20 protein-coding genes are annotated in these 20,961 nt (G+C 71.3%); 13 read left to right on the forward strand and 7 right to left on the reverse strand.

From position 1 onward, the window contains the following. Positions 1-103 precede the first annotated feature (103 nt). Both HY68_RS12240 and HY68_RS12245 read right to left on the reverse strand, forming a co-directional pair. Positions 104-1,585 (reverse strand): MFS transporter, encoded by a 1,482-nt coding sequence (locus HY68_RS12240; RefSeq protein ID WP_041987976.1) that lies wholly within the window; start codon positions 1,583-1,585, stop codon positions 104-106. 114 nt (positions 1,586-1,699) lie between these two features. Then, positions 1,700-2,185 (reverse strand): MarR family winged helix-turn-helix transcriptional regulator, encoded by a 486-nt coding sequence (locus tag HY68_RS12245; RefSeq protein WP_041995852.1) that lies wholly within the window; start codon positions 2,183-2,185, stop codon positions 1,700-1,702. A 255-nt stretch (positions 2,186-2,440) separates the two neighbouring features. Here HY68_RS12245 and HY68_RS12250 point away from each other — a divergent pair, with 255 nt between their 5' ends. After that, on the forward strand, positions 2,441-3,286 hold the full coding sequence (locus HY68_RS12250; RefSeq protein ID WP_078863566.1) for an ABC transporter ATP-binding protein: 846 nt from the start codon (positions 2,441-2,443) through the stop codon (positions 3,284-3,286). Between the two features lie 3 nt (positions 3,287-3,289). Continuing rightward, complete coding sequence (locus HY68_RS12255) at positions 3,290-4,642, forward strand: ABC transporter permease (RefSeq protein ID WP_041987978.1); 1,353 nt, start codon at positions 3,290-3,292, stop codon at positions 4,640-4,642. Between the two features lie 72 nt (positions 4,643-4,714). On the opposite strand, the gene HY68_RS12260 is transcribed toward HY68_RS12255, so the two are convergent. Continuing rightward, complete coding sequence (locus tag HY68_RS12260; RefSeq protein WP_078863567.1) at positions 4,715-5,755, reverse strand: WYL domain-containing protein; 1,041 nt, start codon at positions 5,753-5,755, stop codon at positions 4,715-4,717. Positions 5,756-5,893: 138 nt separating this feature from the next. Here HY68_RS12260 and HY68_RS12265 point away from each other — a divergent pair, with 138 nt between their 5' ends. Then, positions 5,894-6,736 (forward strand): NAD(P)H-binding protein, encoded by an 843-nt coding sequence (locus HY68_RS12265; protein WP_041995862.1) that lies wholly within the window; start codon positions 5,894-5,896, stop codon positions 6,734-6,736. A 3-nt stretch (positions 6,737-6,739) separates the two neighbouring features. Here HY68_RS12265 and HY68_RS12270 read toward each other — a convergent pair whose 3' ends face one another. Further along, on the reverse strand, positions 6,740-7,927 hold the full coding sequence (locus HY68_RS12270) for an epoxide hydrolase family protein (RefSeq protein ID WP_041987980.1): 1,188 nt from the start codon (positions 7,925-7,927) through the stop codon (positions 6,740-6,742). Between the two features lie 146 nt (positions 7,928-8,073). Between HY68_RS12270 and HY68_RS12275 the strand changes: the two genes are divergently transcribed. Next, positions 8,074-8,466, forward strand: coding sequence for a MerR family transcriptional regulator (locus HY68_RS12275; protein WP_041995864.1), 393 nt, complete (start codon positions 8,074-8,076; stop codon positions 8,464-8,466). A gap of 225 nt (positions 8,467-8,691) precedes the next feature. Next, a complete protein-coding gene (locus HY68_RS12280; protein ID WP_078863921.1) occupies positions 8,692-10,062 on the forward strand; it encodes an MFS transporter in 1,371 nt (456 codons plus the stop codon). 167 nt (positions 10,063-10,229) lie between these two features. Here HY68_RS12280 and HY68_RS12285 read toward each other — a convergent pair whose 3' ends face one another. Next, positions 10,230-11,024: a class I SAM-dependent methyltransferase gene (locus tag HY68_RS12285; protein WP_041987982.1), complete on the reverse strand. Its 795-nt coding sequence runs from the start codon at positions 11,022-11,024 to the stop codon at positions 10,230-10,232. 74 nt (positions 11,025-11,098) lie between these two features. Here HY68_RS12285 and HY68_RS12290 point away from each other — a divergent pair, with 74 nt between their 5' ends. The 7 genes from HY68_RS12290 (at position 11,099) to HY68_RS45045 (ending at position 17,918) form a co-directional block, all read left to right on the forward strand. Continuing rightward, positions 11,099-11,692: a TetR/AcrR family transcriptional regulator gene (locus HY68_RS12290; protein ID WP_041987984.1), complete on the forward strand. Its 594-nt coding sequence runs from the start codon at positions 11,099-11,101 to the stop codon at positions 11,690-11,692. A 122-nt stretch (positions 11,693-11,814) separates the two neighbouring features. Further along, a complete protein-coding gene (locus HY68_RS12295) occupies positions 11,815-12,480 on the forward strand; it encodes a carboxymuconolactone decarboxylase family protein (RefSeq protein WP_241778551.1) in 666 nt (221 codons plus the stop codon). Then, positions 12,477-13,358: an RNA polymerase sigma-70 factor gene (locus tag HY68_RS12300; protein WP_041987987.1), complete on the forward strand. Its 882-nt coding sequence runs from the start codon at positions 12,477-12,479 to the stop codon at positions 13,356-13,358. The genes HY68_RS12295 and HY68_RS12300 overlap by 4 nt, the downstream gene beginning before the upstream one ends. 292 nt (positions 13,359-13,650) lie before the next feature. Beyond that, positions 13,651-14,412 carry a maleylpyruvate isomerase family mycothiol-dependent enzyme gene (locus HY68_RS12305; protein WP_041987990.1) on the forward strand — a complete coding sequence of 254 codons (762 nt, stop codon included), beginning with the start codon at positions 13,651-13,653 and terminating at the stop codon, positions 14,410-14,412. Positions 14,413-14,938: 526 nt separating this feature from the next. Further along, the gene (gene helR / locus HY68_RS12310) at positions 14,939-17,197 is read left to right on the forward strand and encodes an RNA polymerase recycling motor ATPase HelR (protein ID WP_041987992.1); all 2,259 of its coding nucleotides are present in this window, start codon (positions 14,939-14,941) and stop codon (positions 17,195-17,197) included. Between the two features lie 246 nt (positions 17,198-17,443). Next, the gene (locus HY68_RS12315) at positions 17,444-17,719 is read left to right on the forward strand and encodes a DUF6400 family protein (RefSeq protein WP_041987995.1); all 276 of its coding nucleotides are present in this window, start codon (positions 17,444-17,446) and stop codon (positions 17,717-17,719) included. Then, positions 17,703-17,918, forward strand: coding sequence for a hypothetical protein (locus HY68_RS45045; protein ID WP_078863568.1), 216 nt, complete (start codon positions 17,703-17,705; stop codon positions 17,916-17,918). The genes HY68_RS12315 and HY68_RS45045 overlap by 17 nt, the downstream gene beginning before the upstream one ends. Before the next feature lie 30 nt (positions 17,919-17,948). On the opposite strand, the gene HY68_RS12320 is transcribed toward HY68_RS45045, so the two are convergent. Beyond that, on the reverse strand, positions 17,949-18,560 hold the full coding sequence (locus tag HY68_RS12320; RefSeq protein WP_041987998.1) for a helix-turn-helix transcriptional regulator: 612 nt from the start codon (positions 18,558-18,560) through the stop codon (positions 17,949-17,951). A 103-nt stretch (positions 18,561-18,663) separates the two neighbouring features. Between HY68_RS12320 and HY68_RS12325 the strand changes: the two genes are divergently transcribed. Beyond that, positions 18,664-19,674, forward strand: a complete 1,011-nt coding sequence (locus HY68_RS12325; RefSeq protein ID WP_041988001.1) for an NAD(P)/FAD-dependent oxidoreductase — start codon at positions 18,664-18,666, stop codon at positions 19,672-19,674. Positions 19,675-19,698: 24 nt separating this feature from the next. Here HY68_RS12325 and HY68_RS12330 read toward each other — a convergent pair whose 3' ends face one another. Continuing rightward, positions 19,699-20,835, reverse strand: coding sequence for an NAD(P)/FAD-dependent oxidoreductase (locus tag HY68_RS12330; protein WP_041988003.1), 1,137 nt, complete (start codon positions 20,833-20,835; stop codon positions 19,699-19,701). Between the last annotated feature and the right edge of the window lie 126 nt (positions 20,836-20,961).

Here is a 20,961-nt window from a genome sequence, read left to right on the forward strand (position 1 = left end):
CCCCGACCCGACCCCCGCCCTGACCCTCGCCCCGACCCCGGCTCCGGCCCCAACTCCCGCCCCGGCCCCGCCCCCGGCACCCGCACCCGCTCCGCCTCTTCCCTCATGACGCGACGTCCTTCCGTTCCGTCTTCCGCAACACCGCCACCGCCACAACGAACGCCGCCACCAGCAGCCCCGCCCCCACCGTGAACGCCAGGTGGTAGCCGCTGGTCAGCGCCTCGCGACGGCTGTCCCCTGCCGTCAGCAGACCTTTCGTGCGGGACGCCGCGAGGGTGGACAGGACGGCGATGCCCACCGCCATACCGATCTGTTGGGTGGTGTTGAACACCCCCGAGACGAGCCCCGCGTCGGTCTCCTTCGCCCCGGACATGCCGAGCGTCGTCAGCGCCGGCAGCGCCAGCCCGAAGCCCGCTGCCAGCAGCATCAGCGGGAGGACGTCGGTGACGTAGTTCGCGTGTACCGGTACGCGGGTGAGCAGCGCGAGGAGTGCGATCAGCAGCAGCAACCCCGCGAGCAGCACGTTCCGTTCGCCGAACCGCGCGTTGACGCGCGCCGAAACACCCAGCGAGACCGCCCCGATGACAACGGCCGCCGGGAGCATCGCGATGCCGGTCTCCGCCGCGTCGTAGCCGAGCACGTTCTGGAGGTATAGCGCCACCATGATCTGGAACGAGAACAGCGCGGCCAGCATGAGCAGTTGGACCACGTTGGCGCCCGTGACATTGCGCGAGCGGAAGATCCGCAGGGGCATGAGCGGGGTGCGCGCCTTGGTCTGGCGTACGACGAACGCGCCCAACAGCGCGACGGCCACCGCGCCCAGGCCCACCGTGGGTGCGGAGAGCCAGCCGTGGTCCTCGACCTTGATGACCGTGTAGATGGTCAACACCAGCCCTGCCGTGGCGAGTAGCGCGCCGGTGAGGTCAGCCCCCGCCGCCAGGCCGAGACCGCGGTCGGTGGGCAGTACGGGGACGGCGATCAGCACCGCGGCGATCCCGATCGGCAGGTTGATCATGAAGATCCAGTGCCAGCTGAGCGTGTCGGTGAGCACGCCGCCGAGCACTTGCCCGATCGACGCCCCGGCCGAGCCGGTGAAGCTGAAGACGGCTATGGCCTTGGCTCGTTCGCGCGGATCGGTGAACATCGTGATGAGGATGCCGAGCCCCACGGCGGACGCCATCGCGCTGCCGACGCCCTGGAGGAAACGCGCCGCGATCAGGGTCGCCGGGCTGGTGGCCACGCCCGCCAGCAGCGAGGCGCCGGTGAATACGGCCGTGCCGGCGACGAACATGCGCTTGCGGCCGATGAGGTCACCGAGGCGCCCCGCGAGCAGCAGCAGTGCGCCGAACGAGATCAGGTACGCGTTCACCACCCAGCTCAGACCTGCTGGTGTGAAGCCCAGGTCGTCCTGGATGGCGGGCATGGCCACGGTGACGATGCTGCCGTCCAAGATGATCATCAGCATCGAGGAAGCGATCACGGCGAGGGCGAGCTGGCGCGAGCGGGCCGACGGTGCCGCTTGTGCGGCTGGTGCGAGAGGGGTGGAAGGGGCGGAAGGGGCGGAGGGGGTGCCGAGCGCAGACATGCGAAGTCTCCTGTCCGAAAGGGCGACAGGAGTGACCGTAGCAGATAGTCCCGTAGTAGACGATCCTTATTGGATCGATGCTGGATGCCTTCAGCCTGGACGCCTTCAAAGGGCTTACGCGCGCTGCCGAGCCCGCCTCACCTGCTGCGGATTCTCGACAGGAGTCGACAGATACCCGCTGGTCAGCCGCTCAAGGACGCTCAGGAAGACCGCGCGCTCCCGCTCGGGGATCGCGTCGAGCGCCGCCGCGTGCGCACCGTCGACGATCGCCTGGCTCCGCTGCGCGACCCGCGCGCCTTCCTCCGTGACCGCGATGATCCGGGCCCGCCGGTCGGTCGTGGACGGGCGGCGCTCCGCGAGGCCGGCCTTCTCCAGCGCGTCGACCGTCACCACCATCGTGGTCTTGTCCATGTCGCCGATCTCGGCGAGCTGGATCTGGGTACGCTCGCCTTCCAGGGCGTGGACCAGTACGCAGTGCATGCGTGCGGTGAGCCCGATCTCGGCCAGCGCGGCGGACATTTGGGTCCGCAGGACATGACTCGTGTGGTCCAGCAGGAACGAGAGGTCAGGTTCGGTGCGGGCGGGTGTCATGGCGGTCATGTTCACCAGCGTAACAATTCGTCCCGTCGCGGATTATCCCGCACAGGACGGATGGCGTACGCGGCTCGGGCCCGGCGCGGCGGTCAGTGGCCCCCGAGCGCGGTGCCCGCCGGTGAAGTGGTGAGGAGCGTGGCGACGCGCCTCGCCGGGGGTGTACCCAGCCACACCCCCGATTCGGGTTGTACGCCCAATGTGTGCGCCGCTCACTGTCCGTAGCTTCGTGAGTGGGGCGCAGGGAGTGCCCGAAGGGGAGCGATGACAATGTTTCGTCGAACCAGCAGAACCCGGCCCGCCAGGAGCCCCGAGGCTCTGCGGCTGGTGGATGTCAGCAAGGTCTACGGGTCCGTCGACAACGCGGTGACCGCGCTGGACCGGGTGTCCCTGAGCCTGTCGGCCGGGACGTTCACCGCGGTCATGGGGCCCTCGGGGTCCGGCAAGTCCACGCTCCTGCAGTGTGCCGCCGGGCTCGACCGGCCCGACAGCGGGACCGTCGTGGTCGACGGCGAGGAGATGAAGGGGCGCAGCGAGGCCGAGTTGACGAAGTTCCGCAGGCGGCGGATCGGATTCGTCTTCCAGCAGTACAACTTGCTGCCTTCGCTCACCGTCGTCCAGAACACCACCCTCCCGCTGAAGCTCGCCGGCCGCGCCGTCGACAACGCACGCGCGACGGAGATCCTGGCCCAAGTCGGGCTCGGGGACCGGCTGTCGTACCGGCCCGACGCGCTCTCCGGCGGGCAGCGGCAGCGCGTCGCCATCGCCCGTGCGCTGGTCACCCGGCCGGCCGTGATCTTCGCCGACGAGCCGACCGGTGCGCTGGACATGCGCAGTGCGCGTGACGTGCTGGGGCTGCTGCAGGAGACCGTACGGATGCACGGCGGGACCGTGGTGATGGTGACGCACGACCCGGTCGCCGCGTCCTACGCGGACTCCGTGGTGTTCCTGGCGGACGGCCGGCTGGCCGGGCAGTTGGCGTCGCCCACCGTGGACGCGGTCGCCGAGCGCCTCGCGCATCTGGGCGACGCCGTGGCCGCTCGGCAGGGCGCCGGGTACGACCGCCCCCGGCACGCCACCCACCACTCCGACCGCCAGACGGGGGTGTGAATCATGTTCGCACTGGCCATGCGCTCCGTACGGCAGCGCCCCGGGCGCTTCGTCGCCACCCTCATCGCCGCGCTCCTGGGCGCCGTGATCACCATGATGTTCAGCTCGCTGCTCGATACGGGCGGCGCGGCCGGCGTCGACAGCAAGAGCGCCGAGGTGCTCAACACCTCCGGCGGTGTGGTCGGCGGATACAGCAGCCTGTTGGTGTTCTTCGCCGTCGCCTCCACCCTCACCGTGAACGTGCGCCAGCGTGACGACGAGATCAAGCTGCTGCGGTCGACCGGCGCGACCCCCGCGCAGATCAAGCGGATGGTCGTCGGTGAGGCGGCCATGATCGCCGTCGTGGCAGTGGTGTTGGCGGTCGGTCCTGCGATGCTGGCGGGCCGGGCGCTGCTGAAGATGTTCCAGGACAGCGACCAGGTCGTCGACAGCGTGGACTACGTGTTCGGACCCATGGCCCTGACCAGCGGCATCGCCATCACCCTCGTCGCGTCGATGGGTGCCGCGTTCCTCGCGGTGCGCCGGGCGACGAAGGCCATGGCGGGCGGCTCCGGTACGGAAGGGAAGCGGCGCGGCAACCGGCTGCGTAACGTCGGCGGCGCTCTGGCGCTGCTGGTCGGCGCGGGCGCCCTCGCCACCACGTTCGCGATGAACGCGACGGACTCCGCGCTGATGGCGGCACCGGCGGCGGGCGCGATCATGCTGTCCGTCGGCTTCGCCTGCTTCGCCCCTGCGCTGCTCCGCGCGCTGCTCGGAGTCTTCGGTGGCCCGATCGCGGCGGTGGGCGGGGCCAGCGGCTATCTGACCGTGCACAACATGCGGCAGCGCGCGGAGCAGTTGTCCGGGATGCTGATGCCGCTGATCTCCTTCACCGGCGTCGCGACGGCCACGTTCTACATGCAGTTGGTGGAGAACGACGCGATCAAGGCGTCCGGGCTGACGAAGTCGATCGACGACAAGAACCTGGAGACGCTGAACCTCGTGGTCGTCGGCGTCATCGCGGCCTTCTGCTGCATCATGCTGGTCAACAGCCTGTACGCGGCGACCACTTACCGCAGCAAGGAGTTCGGCGGGCAGCGGCTCGCCGGAGCCACCCCCGGGCAGGTGCTCCGTATGGTCGGCATGGAGGGTGTCGTGCTGACGGTGACCGGGGTGTTCTTCGGCACGTTGGCAGGGCTCGCCGGAATCCTGCCCTTCACGATCGTGCGGACCGACTCGGTCCTGCCGGACCAGGGTCTCGGCGTCTGGCTGGGCGTCGTGGCGGTCGCCGCGGTGGCGACGCTGCTGACCAGCCTGCTGACGGCGGTCCGTACGCTGCGCACGCCGGCGATCACGGCGGTGGGGCTTGCCGCCTGACTGCCGGCGCCGTCGTCGCGAATACCGGAAGGGCAGCCGCTCGAAGGCCGAAGCGGCTGCCTTTGCGGCTGCTCACTTCTTCCTCTCCGGTGCCCCGTCGTGTTCCGCTGCCCCGTCGTGCCCCGGTGCCCCGTCGTGTTCCGCTGCACCGTCGTGCTCCGGTGCCCCGCCGTGTTCCCCGTACAACGAGGCCAGTTCGGCCGCGAGTCCGGCCATCCGGCGTCTCGCCCCCGGTGGCGCGAGCACTTCCACCCGCGCCCCGAACCCGGCCAGTTGCTGGGCCACCACCTCCGGCGAAGGCCCGTCGATCTCGATGGCCAGCCACCCGTCGGCCGCCGGCTGCCCGACCCGCAGCCGCCCGCCGAACAGCCCTTCCAGGACGGGCTCGGCGCTCGGCTCCGCCCGCGCCCGTACCGTCGCGGCGAGGATCCGGTCCTCCATCTGCCCGGCGAGGGCGCGCCAGGCCGTGGGCAGGTCGAAGCCGTCAGGCCGTACGACGAGTTCGCCGGTCGGATCGACGGAGGTGACACGGCTCAGCCGGAACGTACGCAGTCCCTTGGGGGTGTTCGCCAACAGGTACGGGACGCCGGCCTTCGACGCCAGGCCGAGCGGGTCGACCGTCCGTACGCCGGGCGGCCGGCCGGGACGGCCGTAGCCGAGTCTGACCTGTACGCCGTCGACCACCGCGGCCCGCAGCGCGTCGAGTTGAGGCGCTGCGACGAGGGCGGAGCCGGACCAGTCCGTGTCGTCAGTAACCGCCGCCCGCGCTGCCGCCTCCGCGCCCGCGCGTAGCGTCGAGGGCAGGGCCCGTACCAACTTCCGGAGAGCCAGGCGCAGTTCGGGCGTCACCGCCGAGGGCCCCGCGACGAGGAACAGGGCGCGGATCTCGCCGGCCGTCAGCCCCGTGAGATCCGTACGCGCGCCACCGACCAGCGCCCAGCCGCCGCCGCGCCCGCGCTGCGAGTAGACGGGGACCCCGGCGCTCGCAAGCGCCTCCAGGTCGCGGCGCGCCGTCCGCTCGGACACCTCAAGCTCTGCCGCTACGTCGGCGGCGGTGACGCGTCCGCGCGTCTGCAGGAACAGCAGTGTCGCCACGAGACGGTCGGCCTTCACGGCGGCGGATCCTCCTTCGGGAAGCGGCTGCGGGAAAGTGGCCAGAAGATGGCCTGTTCACTCCCCAGGATGGCACTGACCCATGAGAACCCCATGATTTCGCAGGATTTCCGCGTACTTTCCGAACGGGAGAACAACATGATCGTGGTCACAGGAGCGACCGGTAACGTCGGCCGACCGCTGCTCCAGGCGCTGGCGGCTGCCGATGAGCGGGTCACGGCCGTCTCGCGCACGGCCGCCTCCGCCGCCCAACTGCCCGACGGCGTACGGCACCAGACCGCCGACCTCGCCGACCCGGCGTCCCTCGCTACCGCCCTGGCCGGAGCCGAGGCGCTGTACGTCCTCGTCGCCGCCGACGCTGCGCGGCTGAGCCCGCGCGACATCGTCGGCGCCGCGAAGGCGGCCGGCGTCGGCCGGATCGTCCTGCAGTCCTCGCAGGGCGCCGAAACCCGCCCGCGGAACGCCTCGCACGACCACCTCCGCGCGTTCGAGGACGCCGTGCGGCAGGGCGGTACGGAGTGGACGATCCTGCGCCCCGGCGGCTTCGCCTCCAACGCGTACCAGTGGGCGGAGACGGTCCGTACGGGGCGCACGGCGGCGGCGCCGTTCGCCGATGTCGCGCTCCCGGTCGTCGACCCGGCCGACATCGCCGACGTAGCGGCTGCCGCGCTGCGCGACGGGCGTCATGCGGGTCGTACGTACACACTCACCGGCCCTGCGGCGCTGACGCCCCGAGACCAAGTGGCAGCGATCGGGGCAGCGTTGGGTGAGCCCGTACGGTTCGTCGAGCTGAGCCGTGAGGAGGCGCGGGTCAATCTGCTGCGCTTCATGCCCGAACCGGTCGTGGACGGCACCCTCGCCATCATCGGCGCGCCTTCGCCTGCCGAGCAGCGGGTGAGCCCGGACGTCGAACTCGTCACCGGGCGAGCGGCCCGTACGTTCGCTGACTGGGCGGTGCGGAACGCGGCGGCATTCAAGTGAGCGTCAGGCGCGCATCGTTCGGAAGAACTCCCGGATGTCGGCGACGAGCAGGTCCGGCTGCTCCATCGCGGGGAAGTGACCGCCCCTGTCGTACTCCGTCCACCGCACGATGTTGTTGGTCCGATCCGCGATGTGCCGCAGCGGAATGAAGTTGTCGTGGGGGAACACGGCGAGGGCGGTCGGCGCGGTGGACGGGGCGGGCGGGTCGCCCCAGTAGTCGGCGTGCGCCCGCTCGTAGTAGATACGGCCGGACGAACCGGCGGTGCCGGTCAGCCAGTACAGCATCACGTTGGTGAGGAGCTGGTCGCGGTCGACCGCGTCCTCCGGTCGGTCGTGGGAGTCGGTCCACTCCTTGAACTTCTCCGCGATCCAGGCCAGTTGGCCGACGGGGGAGTCCGTGAGCCCGTACGCGAGGGTCTGCGGCCGGGTCGACTGGACGTCGGCGTACCCCTGCCGCTCCTTGCGCCACCGCTTGTTGCGCTCCCAGGACGCCTGGGTGCGCTCGCGCTCGGCCGGGCTGAGCGCGGCGAGTTCGGCGGCGTCCAGCTCAGCGGGCGCCGCCGAGTCCGGCAGCAGGTTCAGATGGACGCCGATGACATGCTCGGTGTCCGTACGCCCCAACTCCCGGGAGATCCCCGCACCCCAGTCGCCGCCCTGGGCGCCGTACCGCGCGTACCCCAGCCGCCCCATCAGCACGGCGAACGCGGCGGCCACCCGCCGGAACTCCCACCCGGTCTCCCGGGTGGGCCCGGACAGCCCGAACCCGGGAATGCTCGGCAGCACCAGATGGAACGCGTCGGACGGATCCCCGCCGTGCGCACGCGGATCGGTGAGCGCCCCCGCCACCTGCTCGAACTCGACGATCGAGCCCGGCCAGCCGTGAATCATCACCAACGGCGTCGCGCCGGGTTCCGGCGACCGCACATGCGCGAAGTGGACGTTCGCCCCGTCGATGGTGGTGGTGAACTGCGGCCAGGAGTTGAGCCGCGCCTCGGCCGCACGCCAGTCGTACTCATGACGCCAGTACCACGCCAACTCCCGCACATAGCCGAGCGGAACGCCGTAGTCCCACCCCACCCCCGGCAACTCGTCGGGCCACCGCGCCCGATCGAGCCGCTGGTGCAGATCGTCCAGGTCGGCCTGGGGAACGTCGAGGTGAAAGGGGGTGAGGTGCCCAGCCGGAGAGGTCATCGGACGGATGCTAAGCGGACCCACGAAGGAACGCGACCGATATCCGCCGCCCCCGTGGCCGGGCCAGGGGCCTGTCTATGCTTGAGGCATCACATGCATGTGAAGGTGCAGGCGGTGCGAATCGATCGACGGGGTTGGTGGTCCTTGTGCGGATAGGCGAGCTGTCGGAACGTACCGGCACCCCGAGGCGGTTGCTGCGTTACTACGAGGAGCAGCAGCTGATCGTCGCGGACCGCACGCCGAACGGCTATCGCGATTACGACGAGGCCTTCGTGGACCGGGTCATGCAGATCAGGGGGCTGCTCGACGCAGGGCTGCCGACCCGGATCATCAAGCAGATCCTGCCGTGCCTCGACAAGCCGCGGGTCATCCACTTCCCCGACGCGACACCGGAGATGCTCGCTACGCTGGAGCAGGAGCGCGACCGGATGACCGAGCGGATCCGGTGTCTGGTCCGCAACCGGGACGCCGTCGCCGAATACCTGGAAGCGGTGCGCGACCCCGACTCGGTGCGCGACCGCGCCGACGCCGCCTCGTAGCGGCTCAGGGCGGGGTGCCCGCCGACAGCCCAGCTCGCCGACGCCGCCGCCGTCGGAAAATCATTGGTGTGCGGGCGCGTGCGCCGCATAGCTTGTCAGCTCGTGACCGATGATCCGGAAGCGTCGGCCGATCCCGATCGTGCGCGGGTACGGTCCCACGAGGCCGCCGAACAGGGCCTGTTCTCGCGGACGTACGCCTCCACGACCGCCGGCTTCGCCGCCGTGATGTTCCTGACCGGGCTCGCCGCGCTGGCCGTCGTACCCACCTTGCCGACCGCCGCGCGCGACCTGGACGGGGTGTCGCTCTACCCGCTGGTGGCGGGCTGTTTCGTCGCCGCGAGTCTGCTGGGCGGGGTGCTCGGCGGGCACTGGGCCGACCGGGCAGGTGCGCACCGGCCGCTGGCCGCCGGGCTCGTCCTCGCGGTGGTCACGCTGCTCGTCTCCGGCGCCAGCGTGTCCGTCTGGCAGTTGGCGGCCGGGCGGTTCCTGGACGGGCTGGCGGGCGGGATGGTCGCCGTGTCGATCAACACCGCCATCGGCCAGGCGTACCCCGACCAACTGCGCCCCCGCGTACTCGCGTTGATGAGCGCCTGCTGGATCGTGCCGTCACTCGTCGGACCACCACTGGCCGGGCTCGTCGCCGAATGGTGGTCCTGGCGTGTGGTGTTCCTCGGCCTGGCCGCGCTCACACTGCTGCCCGCGCTGGTGGTGTTGACCATGCTGCGCAGCAGCCCCTGGTCGCCGACGACCGCGCCTGAGGCGACCGTGCCTGAGGCGACCGTGCCTGAGGCGACCGCGCCCTCCGACGGCCCGACGGACACCCCACCACGACGCCCCGTCCTCGCGGTCGCGGCTGCGGTGAGTCTGGGCGCGGCGCTCGGGCAGTACGGCGTCTCCGGCTGGGACGTACGCCATCTGCTGTTCACGGCGGGCGGGTTGGCCCTGCTGGTGACGTGCGCGCCACGACTGCTCCCGCCCGGCACCCGCCACGCCGCGCGCGGTCTGCCGGCCACGGTGCTGCTGTGCGGCATGGGTTCGGGGGTCTTCTTCACGCTGGAGGCGTTCGTACCACTGCTGCTCGTGACCGATCGCGACGTACCGCCCGTGGCCATCGGCCTCGTCTTCACCGGCGCCGCCGTCGCCTGGGCGGCGTCGTCCTGGGTGCAGAGCCGGCTTCTGGACGGTCGGCCCCGGCACCACCTGGTCGTGGCGGGCGCGGTCGTACTGGCGGTGGCGGTCGTGATCGCCGGCATCGGCACGCTTCCCGCGACGCCTGCGGCCACCGCCGCCTCGTCGATGGTCGTCGCGGCCGTCGGCATGGGCCTGCTCGCCCCGTCCCTGACCGTACTGTCGCTACGGCACAGCCTGCCCGGCCGGCAGGGCTACGCCAGCAGCGCCATGCAGACCACCCAGAACCTGGGCCAGACAACGGTACTCGGCGCCGCATCTGCCCTGTTCAACGCCTGCCTGGGCGTCGGCTCCTCCCAAGCGACGGGCTACGCCGCGGCCTTCGGCCTGCTGCTCGTCCCGTGCGTCGCGGCCACCCTGCTGGCGGCCCGAGCCCGAGCCACCCGTCCGAGCAGGCTGCCCGGGTGAACCACGCGCTGCTGGGACTCGCGACCAACACGGCCCTGCCGCCGGCCCTGCTCGACCGGCTGATCACGGTCGCGGTCGCCGATGACGAGACCGCCGATACCCTCGCCACCCGCTGGTGGCCGGTCTGGGGTCTGGCGTGGAGCCGTAGGCGTACGAACGAGGCGCGCTCAGGGGGCGGTTCGCGTCGCCACCACTGCCACCGTCGTGTACCGCATCGTGAAGCTGCCGCCCGTCGCGTCGATGGCCGCGCCTACCTCCGTCAGTACCGCGGCGAGCTTGTCCTGGGGGAGTTGGGTGAACGCGCCCTGGGTGGGCATCTGGTCCAGCCATGCGTCGCGGGTGTAGGTCCAGGTCCAGTCGTACTCCCACTGCTCCGGTTCGCCGAACCCGCCCGCCTCGGTGATCCCGGCCACGGTCTTCGGGAGCAGTGCCCGGTACCCGTCCGCAGGCGCTTTCGTCATCGCCTGGAGGTCGAACGGCGAGTCGGGCATGACCCGTTGGCAGACCGCGACGAGGGCCGCCGCCACGTCCGGCGGTAGTTGGAAGGCGTTCCAGAACACGGCCAGCCGGCCGCCGGGGCGTAGCGCGGCCGCCGCCTTGGCCGCGCCCGCGAGCGGGTCCACCCAGTGCCAGGCCTGGCCTGCGACGGTCGTCTCGAACGTCCGGCCGGCCGGGTCCCAGGCCTCGAACCTGGCCACCTCGACCTCGACCCCGCTGCTCCGCGCCAGGTCGGCCATGCGCGCGTCGGGTTCGACGCCGAGTACGCGGCAGCCCGCCGCCTGGAACTGCCGGGCGGCGATACCGGTCCCGCAGCCGACGTCCAGGACGTCGGGTCCTGGACTGGCGGCGGTGATCCTGGCCACCATGGCGTCGGGATAGCGGGGCCGGGCGCGGTCGTAGCGCTCGGCGTCCGAGCCGAAGGACTCCGCCGTCCGGCGGAGGCGATGAGGCGTAGTGGGCATGCGCCCACTATGGTGGGCACGTGCCCACTCGTCAACCAGGGCAGCCGAGGACCGAAGGAACGAGGGATCGCACGGTGCCGACAGGGGTGGCCATTCATGACGTACGCGAGCAGCTTTTCGACGCCGCGGAGCGCGTCCTGCTGCGCGACGGGCCCAACGCGCTGACCAGCCGCGCGGTCACCACGGAGGCCGGCTGCGCCAAGGGCGTACTGCACCGGCACTTCGCCGACTTCGACACCTTCCTCGCCGAACTCGTCCTGGACCGTATCGGCCGACTCGACCAACAGGCAGCGGTGCTGGGTGAGTTGACGGGTCAGGGCACCGTCGTCGACAACCTCGCCGGTGCCCTGACCGACCTCTTCGAGTCGGTCGCCCTGGTGATCCTCGGCCTCGTCACGTCCCGCGACGAGCTACGGGCCCGGCTGCGCGCGACCACGCCGGTCGGCATCCCCGTACTGACCGAGGCGGGCGCCGTGTTCGCCGCGTACCTCACCGCCGAGCGCGCGGCGGGCCGGATCGCGGCCGACGCCGACGTCGACACGCTCGCGCTCACCCTGATCGGCACCGGGCATCTGCTGTTCGCGGGACGGGTGGGTGCGCCGCCGGGCGCGGAGGAGGTCCGCAGGGTCGTCGCCTCGGTCGTCGCGGGGGTCGTACGCGAGGAGTGAGGAGTAACGCCAAGCGCGTGGCGGCGCGGCCGGTGTCACACTCCCGGCCTCGGCGGTGTCTTCATGCCGCACAGCCGCACAGCCGCACAGGCAGCGGCAGACAGACGTCCGAGGAGGACACCATGGCGCTACGCGTTCCGAAGGCCGAGCTTCCCGCCGAGTTCGAGGAGAGCTTGGTCAAGCAGCTCGGCGTCGTGCCCGAGCCGGTCGCGGTGATGTGGCACAACCCAAAAGTGGCGGAGGCGGCCCAGCAGATGGGGGGCGAGGTGGGTGAGTGGGACGTGGCGGACGACAGCCTCAAGACGTTCGCGCACATGGCCGTCGCCGCGCAGGTCGGCTGCAGTTGGTGCCTCGACATCAACTACTTCCTTGCGCAGCACCAGAATCTGGACCTGGCGAAGGCGAGCCAAGTGCCACGCTGGCGGCAGTCGGACGTGTTCACGGAGCTGGAGCGGGACGTACTGGAGTACGCCGAGGGCATGACGCAGACGCCGCCGGCCGTCACGGACGAGCTGTCGGCGCGGCTGCTCGACCGGCTCGGCCCTGCGGCGCTGGTCGAGTTGACCGTGGCGGTCGCCTTCGCCAACTTCACGACCAGGAGCAACGCGACGCTCGGGATCACCTCGCAGGGCTTCTCCGAGGCGTGCGAGATCCCGCTGGCGGCACGGCCCGGGACGGCCGGTGCGGGGACGGCCGGTGCGGGGACAGCCGGGGTGGGGACCTCCGGCGTGGGGACCTCCGGCGTGGCGTCAGAGGCACGACAGGCACGGCAGGCACGACCGGCATGACGGACGACCCCGCCCACGACGACCCGTTCGTCACCCATCGCAGCCTGCTGTTCACGGTCGCCTACGAGATGCTCGGCTCGGCGGCCGACGCCGAGGACGTACTCCAAGAGTCCTGGCTGCGCTGGGCCGACGTCGACCGTACGCAGGTGCGCGACCCGCGCGCGTACCTCGTGCGGGTCGTCACCCGCCAAGCGCTCAACCGGCTGCGGACGTTGTCCCGCAGCCGGGAGGAGTACGTCGGGGAGTGGCTGCCGGAGCCGCTGCTGACCAGCCCCGACGTCGCGGAGGACGTGGAACTCGCGGAGAGCGTGTCGATCGCGATGCTGACCGTGCTGGAGACGCTGGGACCGACGGAGCGCGCGGTGTTCGTGCTCCGCGAGGTCTTCGAGCTGCCGTACGGCGAAATCGCCGCGGCCACGGGCAAGTCGGCGGCGACGGTACGACAGGTCGCGCGACGCGCACGCGAGCATGTCGCGGCGCGGCGGCCACGGGTGCGGGTGAGCCGGTCCGAACAGCAGGCGGTGGTGGGCCGGTTCCTGCTCGCCCTGCGCACCGGGCAGTTGGACCTGCTGATGGAGGTCCTGGCGCCGGACGTGGTCATGATCGCCGACGGTGGGGGACAGGTGCTGGCTGCCCTGGTCCCGATCAACGGAGCCGATTCCGTCGCGGAGTTGCTTGCCCGCGCCAACCAGGTGGTGGCGGGGTTCGACACGACACCGGTATGGCTCAACGGCGCGCCCGCGGGCCGTATCGAGTTCGACGGTGAGCCGTCGGCGGTGAGCCTGGAGGTGGAGGACGGCCGGATCACCCGGATCTACGTGGTGCGCAACCCGCAGAAGCTGACGCGTCTGGACGCACTGTCCCAACTCGCCAGGTAGGCCGGAGCGGTGGGTGCGCCGGGCGGCGGGATCACATCGAGCAGGGGCAGCAGCTGGTCCCGCACCCCGGCCTCGTGCCAGTCCCGCAGTCGGCAGCAACGGCTCGACCCGCCCCCACAGGGCATCCGGCACCATCGACGGAGGACCGTTCCCCTTCCCCATGACTCGTTCAACGAGCTGGCCAGGAAGGGGATATGACGACGCCCAGGCAGTCCGTCAGGTGCTCTCACTCCCGCAGCTGACGGCCTGGAAATAGGGTGCGGTCGGCTGAGCTGGGTGATAGGCAAGCGATGTGACAGAGAGCCTTGAGTTTTCCGCCCTGCTGCGACTCATCGACGAGCGGTCGGCCGCGTTCCGGAGTGCGGTTGCCGCCGCGTCCAGCCTTGACACGCCGGTGCCGTCTTGCCCCGGATGGACGTTGTTCGATCTGGTGCAGCATCTGGGTACGGGCCAGCGCTGGTGGGCCGCGGTTGTCGCCGCGGGCCCGGCCGAGGCTCCGCCGGCCAAGGATGCCGCGGCGGCGCCGCGCGAGCTCAAGGCGCTGCCGGCCTGGTACGCCGAGTCGAACGAGCTGCTGCTGAGTGCGCTGCGTGAGGCCGGCCCGGAGCGCGAGTGCTGGGCGTGGTGGCGCGCCGGCGTGTCGCCGGCGAATGGCTGGGGCGTCGCCCGGCGCCGGGTGCACGAGGTGCTGGTGCACACCTACGACGCCCAGCTCACCGCAGGCGCCGTGCAGCCGATGCCGGCGGACGTCGCGATCGACGGCGTGGCCGAGTTTCTCGACACCTGCAACTCCACCCCGGCGGCCTGGCCGCACGAGTCCGCCACCATCCACTACCACGCCACCGAGGGCCGCTCCTGGCTCCTCACGTTGGACGGTACCGGCGCCTGGCCCGCACCCCTCACGGACGACGCCGCGCCCGCCTCCGCTTCGGCCACGGGCACGGCCGAGCAGCTGCTCCTCTTCGTCTGGGGCCGCCTCACGCTGAGCGACCTGCAGATCAAGGGCGACCAGCAGGTGTTCGAGCGGCTGATCGCCTGGGAGCCCGAGGAGTAGCCGGTCAATACCGTCGGCGGCCGGCCAGTACGTCCTCGTACAGAGATGACCTCGATAGCACACGGCGGACCTGACGCGTTCAGATCCGGAACCGTGGCGATCAACTGATCCCGTACCTGCTGTCCCGTACCTGCTGTCCCGTACCTGCTGTCCCGTACCTGCTGTCCCGTACCTGCTGTCCCGTACCTGCTGTCCCGTACCTGCTGTCCCGTACCTGCTGTCCCGTACCTGCTGTCCCGTACCTGCTGTCCCGTACCTGCTGTCCCGTACCTGCTGTCCCGTACCCGCGGTCTTCTGGCGATCAGAAAAAGGAGGTGTATCCACTCCTCGCCACTCTCAACGTATAGCGCACAGGGGGCCTTGCGGCAAGGCCCCCGTCGTGCCGCAGAATCGTGCGTCCGGGCCGGGTCTCCGCGCCCGTGGTCGAACAGTCGGCCAATCCGCGAGACCCTGAAACCCTGCACGTCAGGCCGTGCGCCTTGCTGCCCGCAACAACCCGCAAGCGGCCTCAGATCGGAGCTGACCAGTGAACCCCCCGTCCACCAGCGCGTTCGACCTTCCCGAGCGGCTTTCCGCCAAGGCCGCCCCGGCGCAGATCGCCCGCGACGAGCGGCATTTCGCCGCCATCGCCCGGTCGCTCCAGCAGACGATCGACGAGCTGACCGGCCAGCTCGACGCCGCGCGCAAGGGACCCGGTGGCATCGGCCGGCAGGCGATGGACCGGGACACGGAGGTTCACCGGCTGACCGCCCGGTTGCGCGCGCTGCGCCGCTTCGGCCTGGACCTGTGCCTGGGGCACATGGTCAGCGCGGCCGACGCTGAGACGGACGCTGAGACGGAGGGCGACACCGGCACAGGCAAGGAGACCGACGGCGACAGCGGCACCGGCCCCGGCCCCGGCACCGGCACCGAAACTGAGAGCGACGGTCCCGAGCCCGTGTACGTCGGACGGCTCGGCCTCACGGACAGCACCGGACGGCGGCTGCTGCTCGACTGGCGTTCCCCGGCCGTCGAGCCGTTCTTCGGCGCCACCCACGCCAACCCGATGGGCCTGGCGAGCCGCCGCAGGTACCGCTGGAGGCGCGGGCGGATCAGCGACTACTGGGACGAGGTCTTCACCGCAGACGAGTTCGCCGCGCACGCCGCCCTCGACGACCAGTCCGCCTTCATCGCCAGCCTCGGCAGCAACCGCTCCTCGCGGATGCGGGACGTGCTCGGCACGATCCAGGCCGACCAGGACGCCATCATCCGCGCCGGATCGCGTGGCGCGCTCGTCGTCGACGGCGGTCCCGGTACGGGGAAGACCGTCGTCGCCCTGCACCGCTCCGCGTACCTCCTCTACTCCGACCCCCGCCTCGGCCACCGCAAGGGCGGCGTGCTGTTCGTCGGCCCGCACCAGCCGTATCTGGGGTACGTCGCCGACGTACTGCCCAGCCTCGGCGAGGAGGGCGTGCAGACCTGCACCCTGCGGGACCTCGTCGCCGAGGGTGCGGCGGCCAAGGACGAGACCGATCCGGGCGTGGCCTTGCTGAAGTCGTCGGCGAGGCTGGTGCGGGCGATCGAGCCGGCCGTCGCGTTCTACGAGGAGCCGCCCGCCAAGGGCATGAACGTCACGACCCACTGGTCCGACATCCCGCTGAGCGCCGACGACTGGGACGCAGCTTTCGAGGCGGCGGAGCCCGGCACCCCGCACAACGAGGCGCGCGAGCAGGTCTGGGAAGAACTGCTGACGATCCTGGTGGACAAGCACGAAGGCGACGCCTCCGAGGCCCTGCTGCGCAAGTCGCTGCGGCAGAACAGGGAGCTGCTCACCGCCTTCAACCGCGCCTGGCCGCTGCTCGAAGCGGCCGACCTCGTCGGCGACCTGTGGACCGTACCCGCCTATCTGCGCAAGTGCGCGCCGTGGCTGAACCCCGACGAGGTACGGCAGCTGCAGCGCGCGGACGCCCAGGCCTGGACGGTCTCCGACCTGCCGCTCCTGGACGCGGCGCGGCAGCGGCTCGGCGACCCGGAGGCCTCGCGACGTAACCGTCGGCACAAAGCCTCTGTCGCGGCCGAGCGGGAGCAGATGGACAAGGTCGTCGACTCCCTGCTCGCGGCCCAGGACGACGGCGAAGGCGTCATGACGATGCTGAGCGGCGCGGACATCCAGAGCGCCCTGGTCGACGAGGCCGCGACGGCCACGATCGAACCGGACCTGCTGGCAGGCCCGTTCGCACACATCGTCGTGGACGAGGCGCAGGAACTGACCGACGCGCAGTGGCAGATGCTGCTGCTCCGCTGCCCGTCCCGCAGCTTCACCATCGTCGGCGACCGCGCGCAGGCCAGGCACGGGTTCACCGAGTCGTGGCAGGAGAGGCTGGAGCGGGTCGGGTTCGACCGGATCAACCTGGCCACGCTGAGCGTCAACTACCGCACACCGGAAGGGATCATGGCGGAGGCCGAGCCGGTCATCCGCGCCGTGCTCCCGGACGCGAACGTGCCGACGTCGATCCGTACCAGCGACCTCCCCGTCGTCCACGGCCCGGCGTCGGACCTGCCCGCGATCCTCGACACGTGGCTCGCCGCGCACGATGAAGGGATCGCCTGCGTGATCGGCGATCCCACGTTCCGGGCGACGAGCCGCGTCAGGTCGCTGACTCCCGCGCTGTCGAAGGGGCTGGAGTTCGACCTGGTGGTGCTGGTGGACCCGGAGAAGTTCGGCGAGGGCATCGAGGGGGCGGTCGACCGGTACGTGGCGATGACCCGGGCCACGCAGCAGCTGGTCATCCTCACCACCGGCTGACAGCCGGTGCGCTGTGAGGCGGTCCATGAGGTGCGTCACAGCGGCGTACGGGTGCGGGGCCGCGGCCCGGAGGCCCGGCGGCCGGTAACGGGCCACGCCCGTCCGCCGATCCGAGGACGGAGTGGCACCGGCCGGCCCCGCCCGTCGCCCCATCGCGCGCCCCAGGCAACTTAGGGCACCCTTCCCTCTGTCTGTTGTGCCTGGTAGAGATGGTGTGGACCCACCCAGCACGTCGGAAGTCTGCACATGAACGAGGACAACCCCGCCGAGCTCATACCCTTCTCGATCGACCTCACCTTCGATGAAGCCCGGCGACGGACCGAGGTCGTGGCCGCGCTCGGGCCCGACTGGGACCCGGTGGCCGCGCTCCAGGGCGAGGACGAGGCGTACGCCCTGCTCTACTCGGGCCTGGACGCCGAACAGCAGCGCACCTACGACATGCTCGTGGCGGCCGGCGTCCTGCCGGGGCCGGAGTCGGGACCGGAGTCGGGGGAGGGGCCGGGCCGTGCGGCTGCCCATTGACCCACGGGCGGACTCCTCGCGGCGCGCCTGGCTTGCCTGCCCCGTCTGCGACGACGCCCGCCATTGCGCGGTCTGCGCCGACCGCCGCAACTGCGGCGAGCACTGGCGCTACCTGATCTCCAACAGCGGCCCGGTCGTCCACCTCCAGTGCCCGCGGTGCGCGCACATGTGGTCCGTGAACACGCGCCCCGGCGTGTAACGCCGCCCCCTGGGGACTGCTGGCTTCGCGTTACGCCGCGTCCCCGGGGGCGGCGGGCCCGGCGCGGCCGGTACCGTCGGCGTCGTCCCGTTGGTGACCGCGCCGGGCGTCGCGGTCGAAGATGCCGAGGATTTCGCACGGCCCGCCCACCGCCCCCATCGCGTGCGGGAGCATCGTGGGGAACTCGGCGGCCTGGTTGGTCTCCACCCGGAAACGCCGGTTGCCCAGCAGCAGGTCGGCGGTGCCGGAGAGGACGACGAACCACTCACGGCCGGGATGCGCGCGCATACTTGACGGGTTGTCAGGCACCGGCCCCGTCATCCGCCTGCGCAGGACGGTCATGCCAGGATCGGCCCGGACCGACCACCGCATCATCTGGTGGGCGGCGTCGATCACGGGGCTGGAGATGACGTCGTCGGCGCCCGTCTCGACCAGCTGGTCCAGTGTGGTGTCCAGGGCGCGGGCGAGGGTGACGAGCTGGTCGACGGCGAGGCGCCGCTGACCGTTCTCGATCCGGCTGAGGGTGGAAGCGCTGAGCCGGGCGCGGGTGGCCAGCTCGTCCAGTGACCAGCCCTGCGCCACGCGCAGAGCGCGGATCCGTTTGCGTACCAGGCTGTCGAGATCGTCATTGTCTTGCGTCATAGGCAACACCTTATGCCTCAGACGCAAAACGGTGCTTGTGTGGTCGTACGAGGGCTCGCGCAGGGCCCGCTGGAGACCCGCTCACCGCAAGGGAAGTACGACCATGTCCGAGAAGACCGAGACCGTAGACGCCGTGGTGATCGGCGGCGGCGCCGCAGGCCTGAACGGCGCGCTGATGCTGGCCCGCTCCCGCCGCTCCGTCGTCGTGATCGACAGCGGTACGCCCCGCAACGCGCCGGCGGAGGGCGTGCACGGCCTGCTCGGCCTGGAGGGCATGGCGCCGGGGGAGCTGCTGCGCAGGGGCCGGGAGGAGGTGCGTGGGTACGGCGCCGAGGTGGTGACCGGCGAAGTGACCTCGGCCCTACCGGACCCCTCCGCCGTCTCCGATTCCGCAGCAGACAGCGACCCGCGCTTCACGGTCACGTTGTCGGACGGCACCACCTTGCGGGCGCGCCGCCTGCTGGTCGCCACCGGACTGCGCGACGTACTGCCTGACGTGCCGGGCCTCGCTCAGCACTGGGGGCGCGGCGTTGTGCACTGCCCGTACTGCCACGGCTGGGAGGTGCGGGACGAGCCCATCGGGGTCCTGGCCGTGGGCCCGGCCTCCGTCCATCACGCCCTGTTGTTCCGGCAGTTGACCGACGACCTGGTGTACTTCACCAACAGTACCGAGCTGGACGAGGAGACCCGCGCGCGCTTCGCCGCCCGCGATATCCGCGTGGTCGACACCCCGGTGGCGGCGGTCGAGTCCGCCGCGGACGGCACCATCGCGGGCGTGCGGCTGACGGACGGGGAGATCGTGCACCGTAGTGTGCTCGCGGTGGCGACGACCCTGTGGGCCCGTACGGAGGGCCTGGCCGGGCTTGACCTGCCGATGGAGGACCTGCCGGGCGGTATGGGCCGCCACTTCGTCACCGAGGTGGCCGGCGGTACGCAGGTACGAGGCGTATGGGTGGCCGGCAACGCCACCGACCCGATGGCCCAGGTCGGCGCCTCCGCAGCGGCGGGCGCCCTGGCCGGCGCGCGCATCAACGCCGATCTGGTCATGGCCGACACGGACGCGGCCCTCGCCGCGACGCGGCCCGGCGGTGTGGTGGCGGCGGCAACGGTCTGACTGCCCCGAGTTTCGGGCTGTTGTTCAGGCGGTTGGCTCATCGTCTCCGTTGAACGCGGCGATCAGACCGTGGGGTGTGTCCTCGCCGAAGAGGAACTCGTGCAGTTCGTCGCCGTCCGCGGCGGCCTCGGCGCCGCGCGGGAACATCGCCTTCTCGTACGCGGCGAGGGCGACTTCGACGTCGTCGGAGTGCGCGGCAATCGCCTTGCCGAGTTCCGCGCCGTCGTACATGGCGAGGTTGGCGCCCTCGCCGTTCGGGGCCGAGAGATGGGCGGCGTCGCCGAGCAGGGTCACCCCCGGCACCCGGTCCCAACGGTGACCGTTCGGGAGGGTGTTGAGGGTACGCAGGACCGGCGCGATCTCGCCGTCGGTGATCAGCGCGGTCAACTCCGGTGCCCAGCCGTCGAATTCCCGCGCGATCCGCGCGGCCGCCGTGGCGCCGTCGCTGAAGTCGACGGCGGCGAACCACTCCTGCGGTTCGGCGAGCGCCACGTACGTGTGCAGGTTGCCGCCCTTCTCCCGGTGGGCCATGATCCCCTTTCCCGGCGCGAGCGCGAACAGCGATCCACCGCCGACCGCCTTGGCGGCGACCGGGTGCCGGGTGTCGCTGTCGTAGAGGTACGTCTCGACGTACGACCTGCCGGTGTACGTGGGTACGGCGTCGGAGACCAGCGGCCTGACCCGGGACCACGCGCCGTCCGCGCCGACCAGCAGGCTCGTGACGACGGTGCTGCCGTCGGCGAACGTCACCTCGTGGCGGGAATCGCCGAGACTGCGCACCCCACTGACCTTGTGGCCCCACCGCACGGTGCCGGCCGGGAGCGAGTCGAGCAGGATCTGCCGCAGCTCGCCGCGCTGCACCTCGGGGCGGGCACCCGCACCGTCGTCGGCCCTGTCGAACAGGACGGTCCCGTCGCGGTCGAGGACCCGTACCGCCTCGCGGCCCTCCAGGATGAGACTGCGGAACTCCTCGGTCAGGCCCGCTGCTTCGAGCGCCAACTGACCGTTGTAGTCGTGGATGTCGAGCATGCCGCCCTGAGCGCGGGCGGTGGGTGACGCCTCCGCCTCGTAGACGGTGGCGGGTACGCCGTGTACGTGCAGTACGCGGGCCAGGACGAGACCGCCGAGGCCGGCGCCGATGATGGTGACGTGCGTGTTCATGGTGACTCCTTGCAGGGCAGGTTGGCGCACGCGCCGGCGAACGCCGGCACGGCGAGGGGATGTTGGGCATGGTGGGGATGTCTTGGCCGCGCGACCGAGCTGCGCGGCGGTCGGGCTGAGGGTCAC

Source organism: Streptomyces sp. AcH 505 (assembly GCF_000818175.1).
Classification (GTDB): domain Bacteria; phylum Actinomycetota; class Actinomycetes; order Streptomycetales; family Streptomycetaceae; genus Streptomyces.

What these genes read in the sequence shown, in the direction of transcription:
- HY68_RS12295 (WP_241778551.1), top strand. Translation starts at nt 11,815, where the DNA reads ATGGCGCTACGCGTTCCGAAGGCCGAGCTTCCCGCCGAGTTCGAGGAG.
- HY68_RS12325 (WP_041988001.1), top strand. Translation starts at nt 18,664, where the DNA reads ATGTCCGAGAAGACCGAGACCGTAGACGCCGTGGTGATCGGCGGCGGC.
- HY68_RS12320 (WP_041987998.1), bottom strand. Translation starts at nt 18,560, where the DNA reads ATGACGCAAGACAATGACGATCTCGACAGCCTGGTACGCAAACGGATC.
- HY68_RS12300 (WP_041987987.1), top strand. Translation starts at nt 12,477, where the DNA reads ATGACGGACGACCCCGCCCACGACGACCCGTTCGTCACCCATCGCAGC.
- HY68_RS12315 (WP_041987995.1), top strand. Translation starts at nt 17,444, where the DNA reads ATGAACGAGGACAACCCCGCCGAGCTCATACCCTTCTCGATCGACCTC.
- HY68_RS12240 (WP_041987976.1), bottom strand. Translation starts at nt 1,585, where the DNA reads ATGTCTGCGCTCGGCACCCCCTCCGCCCCTTCCGCCCCTTCCACCCCT.
- HY68_RS12270 (WP_041987980.1), bottom strand. Translation starts at nt 7,927, where the DNA reads ATGACCTCTCCGGCTGGGCACCTCACCCCCTTTCACCTCGACGTTCCC.
- HY68_RS12265 (WP_041995862.1), top strand. Translation starts at nt 5,894, where the DNA reads ATGATCGTGGTCACAGGAGCGACCGGTAACGTCGGCCGACCGCTGCTC.
- HY68_RS12285 (WP_041987982.1), bottom strand. Translation starts at nt 11,024, where the DNA reads ATGCCCACTACGCCTCATCGCCTCCGCCGGACGGCGGAGTCCTTCGGC.
- HY68_RS12280 (WP_078863921.1), top strand. Translation starts at nt 8,692, where the DNA reads ATGTTCCTGACCGGGCTCGCCGCGCTGGCCGTCGTACCCACCTTGCCG.
- HY68_RS12330 (WP_041988003.1), bottom strand. Translation starts at nt 20,835, where the DNA reads ATGAACACGCACGTCACCATCATCGGCGCCGGCCTCGGCGGTCTCGTC.
- HY68_RS12255 (WP_041987978.1), top strand. Translation starts at nt 3,290, where the DNA reads ATGTTCGCACTGGCCATGCGCTCCGTACGGCAGCGCCCCGGGCGCTTC.
- HY68_RS12250 (WP_078863566.1), top strand. Translation starts at nt 2,441, where the DNA reads ATGACAATGTTTCGTCGAACCAGCAGAACCCGGCCCGCCAGGAGCCCC.
- HY68_RS12245 (WP_041995852.1), bottom strand. Translation starts at nt 2,185, where the DNA reads ATGACCGCCATGACACCCGCCCGCACCGAACCTGACCTCTCGTTCCTG.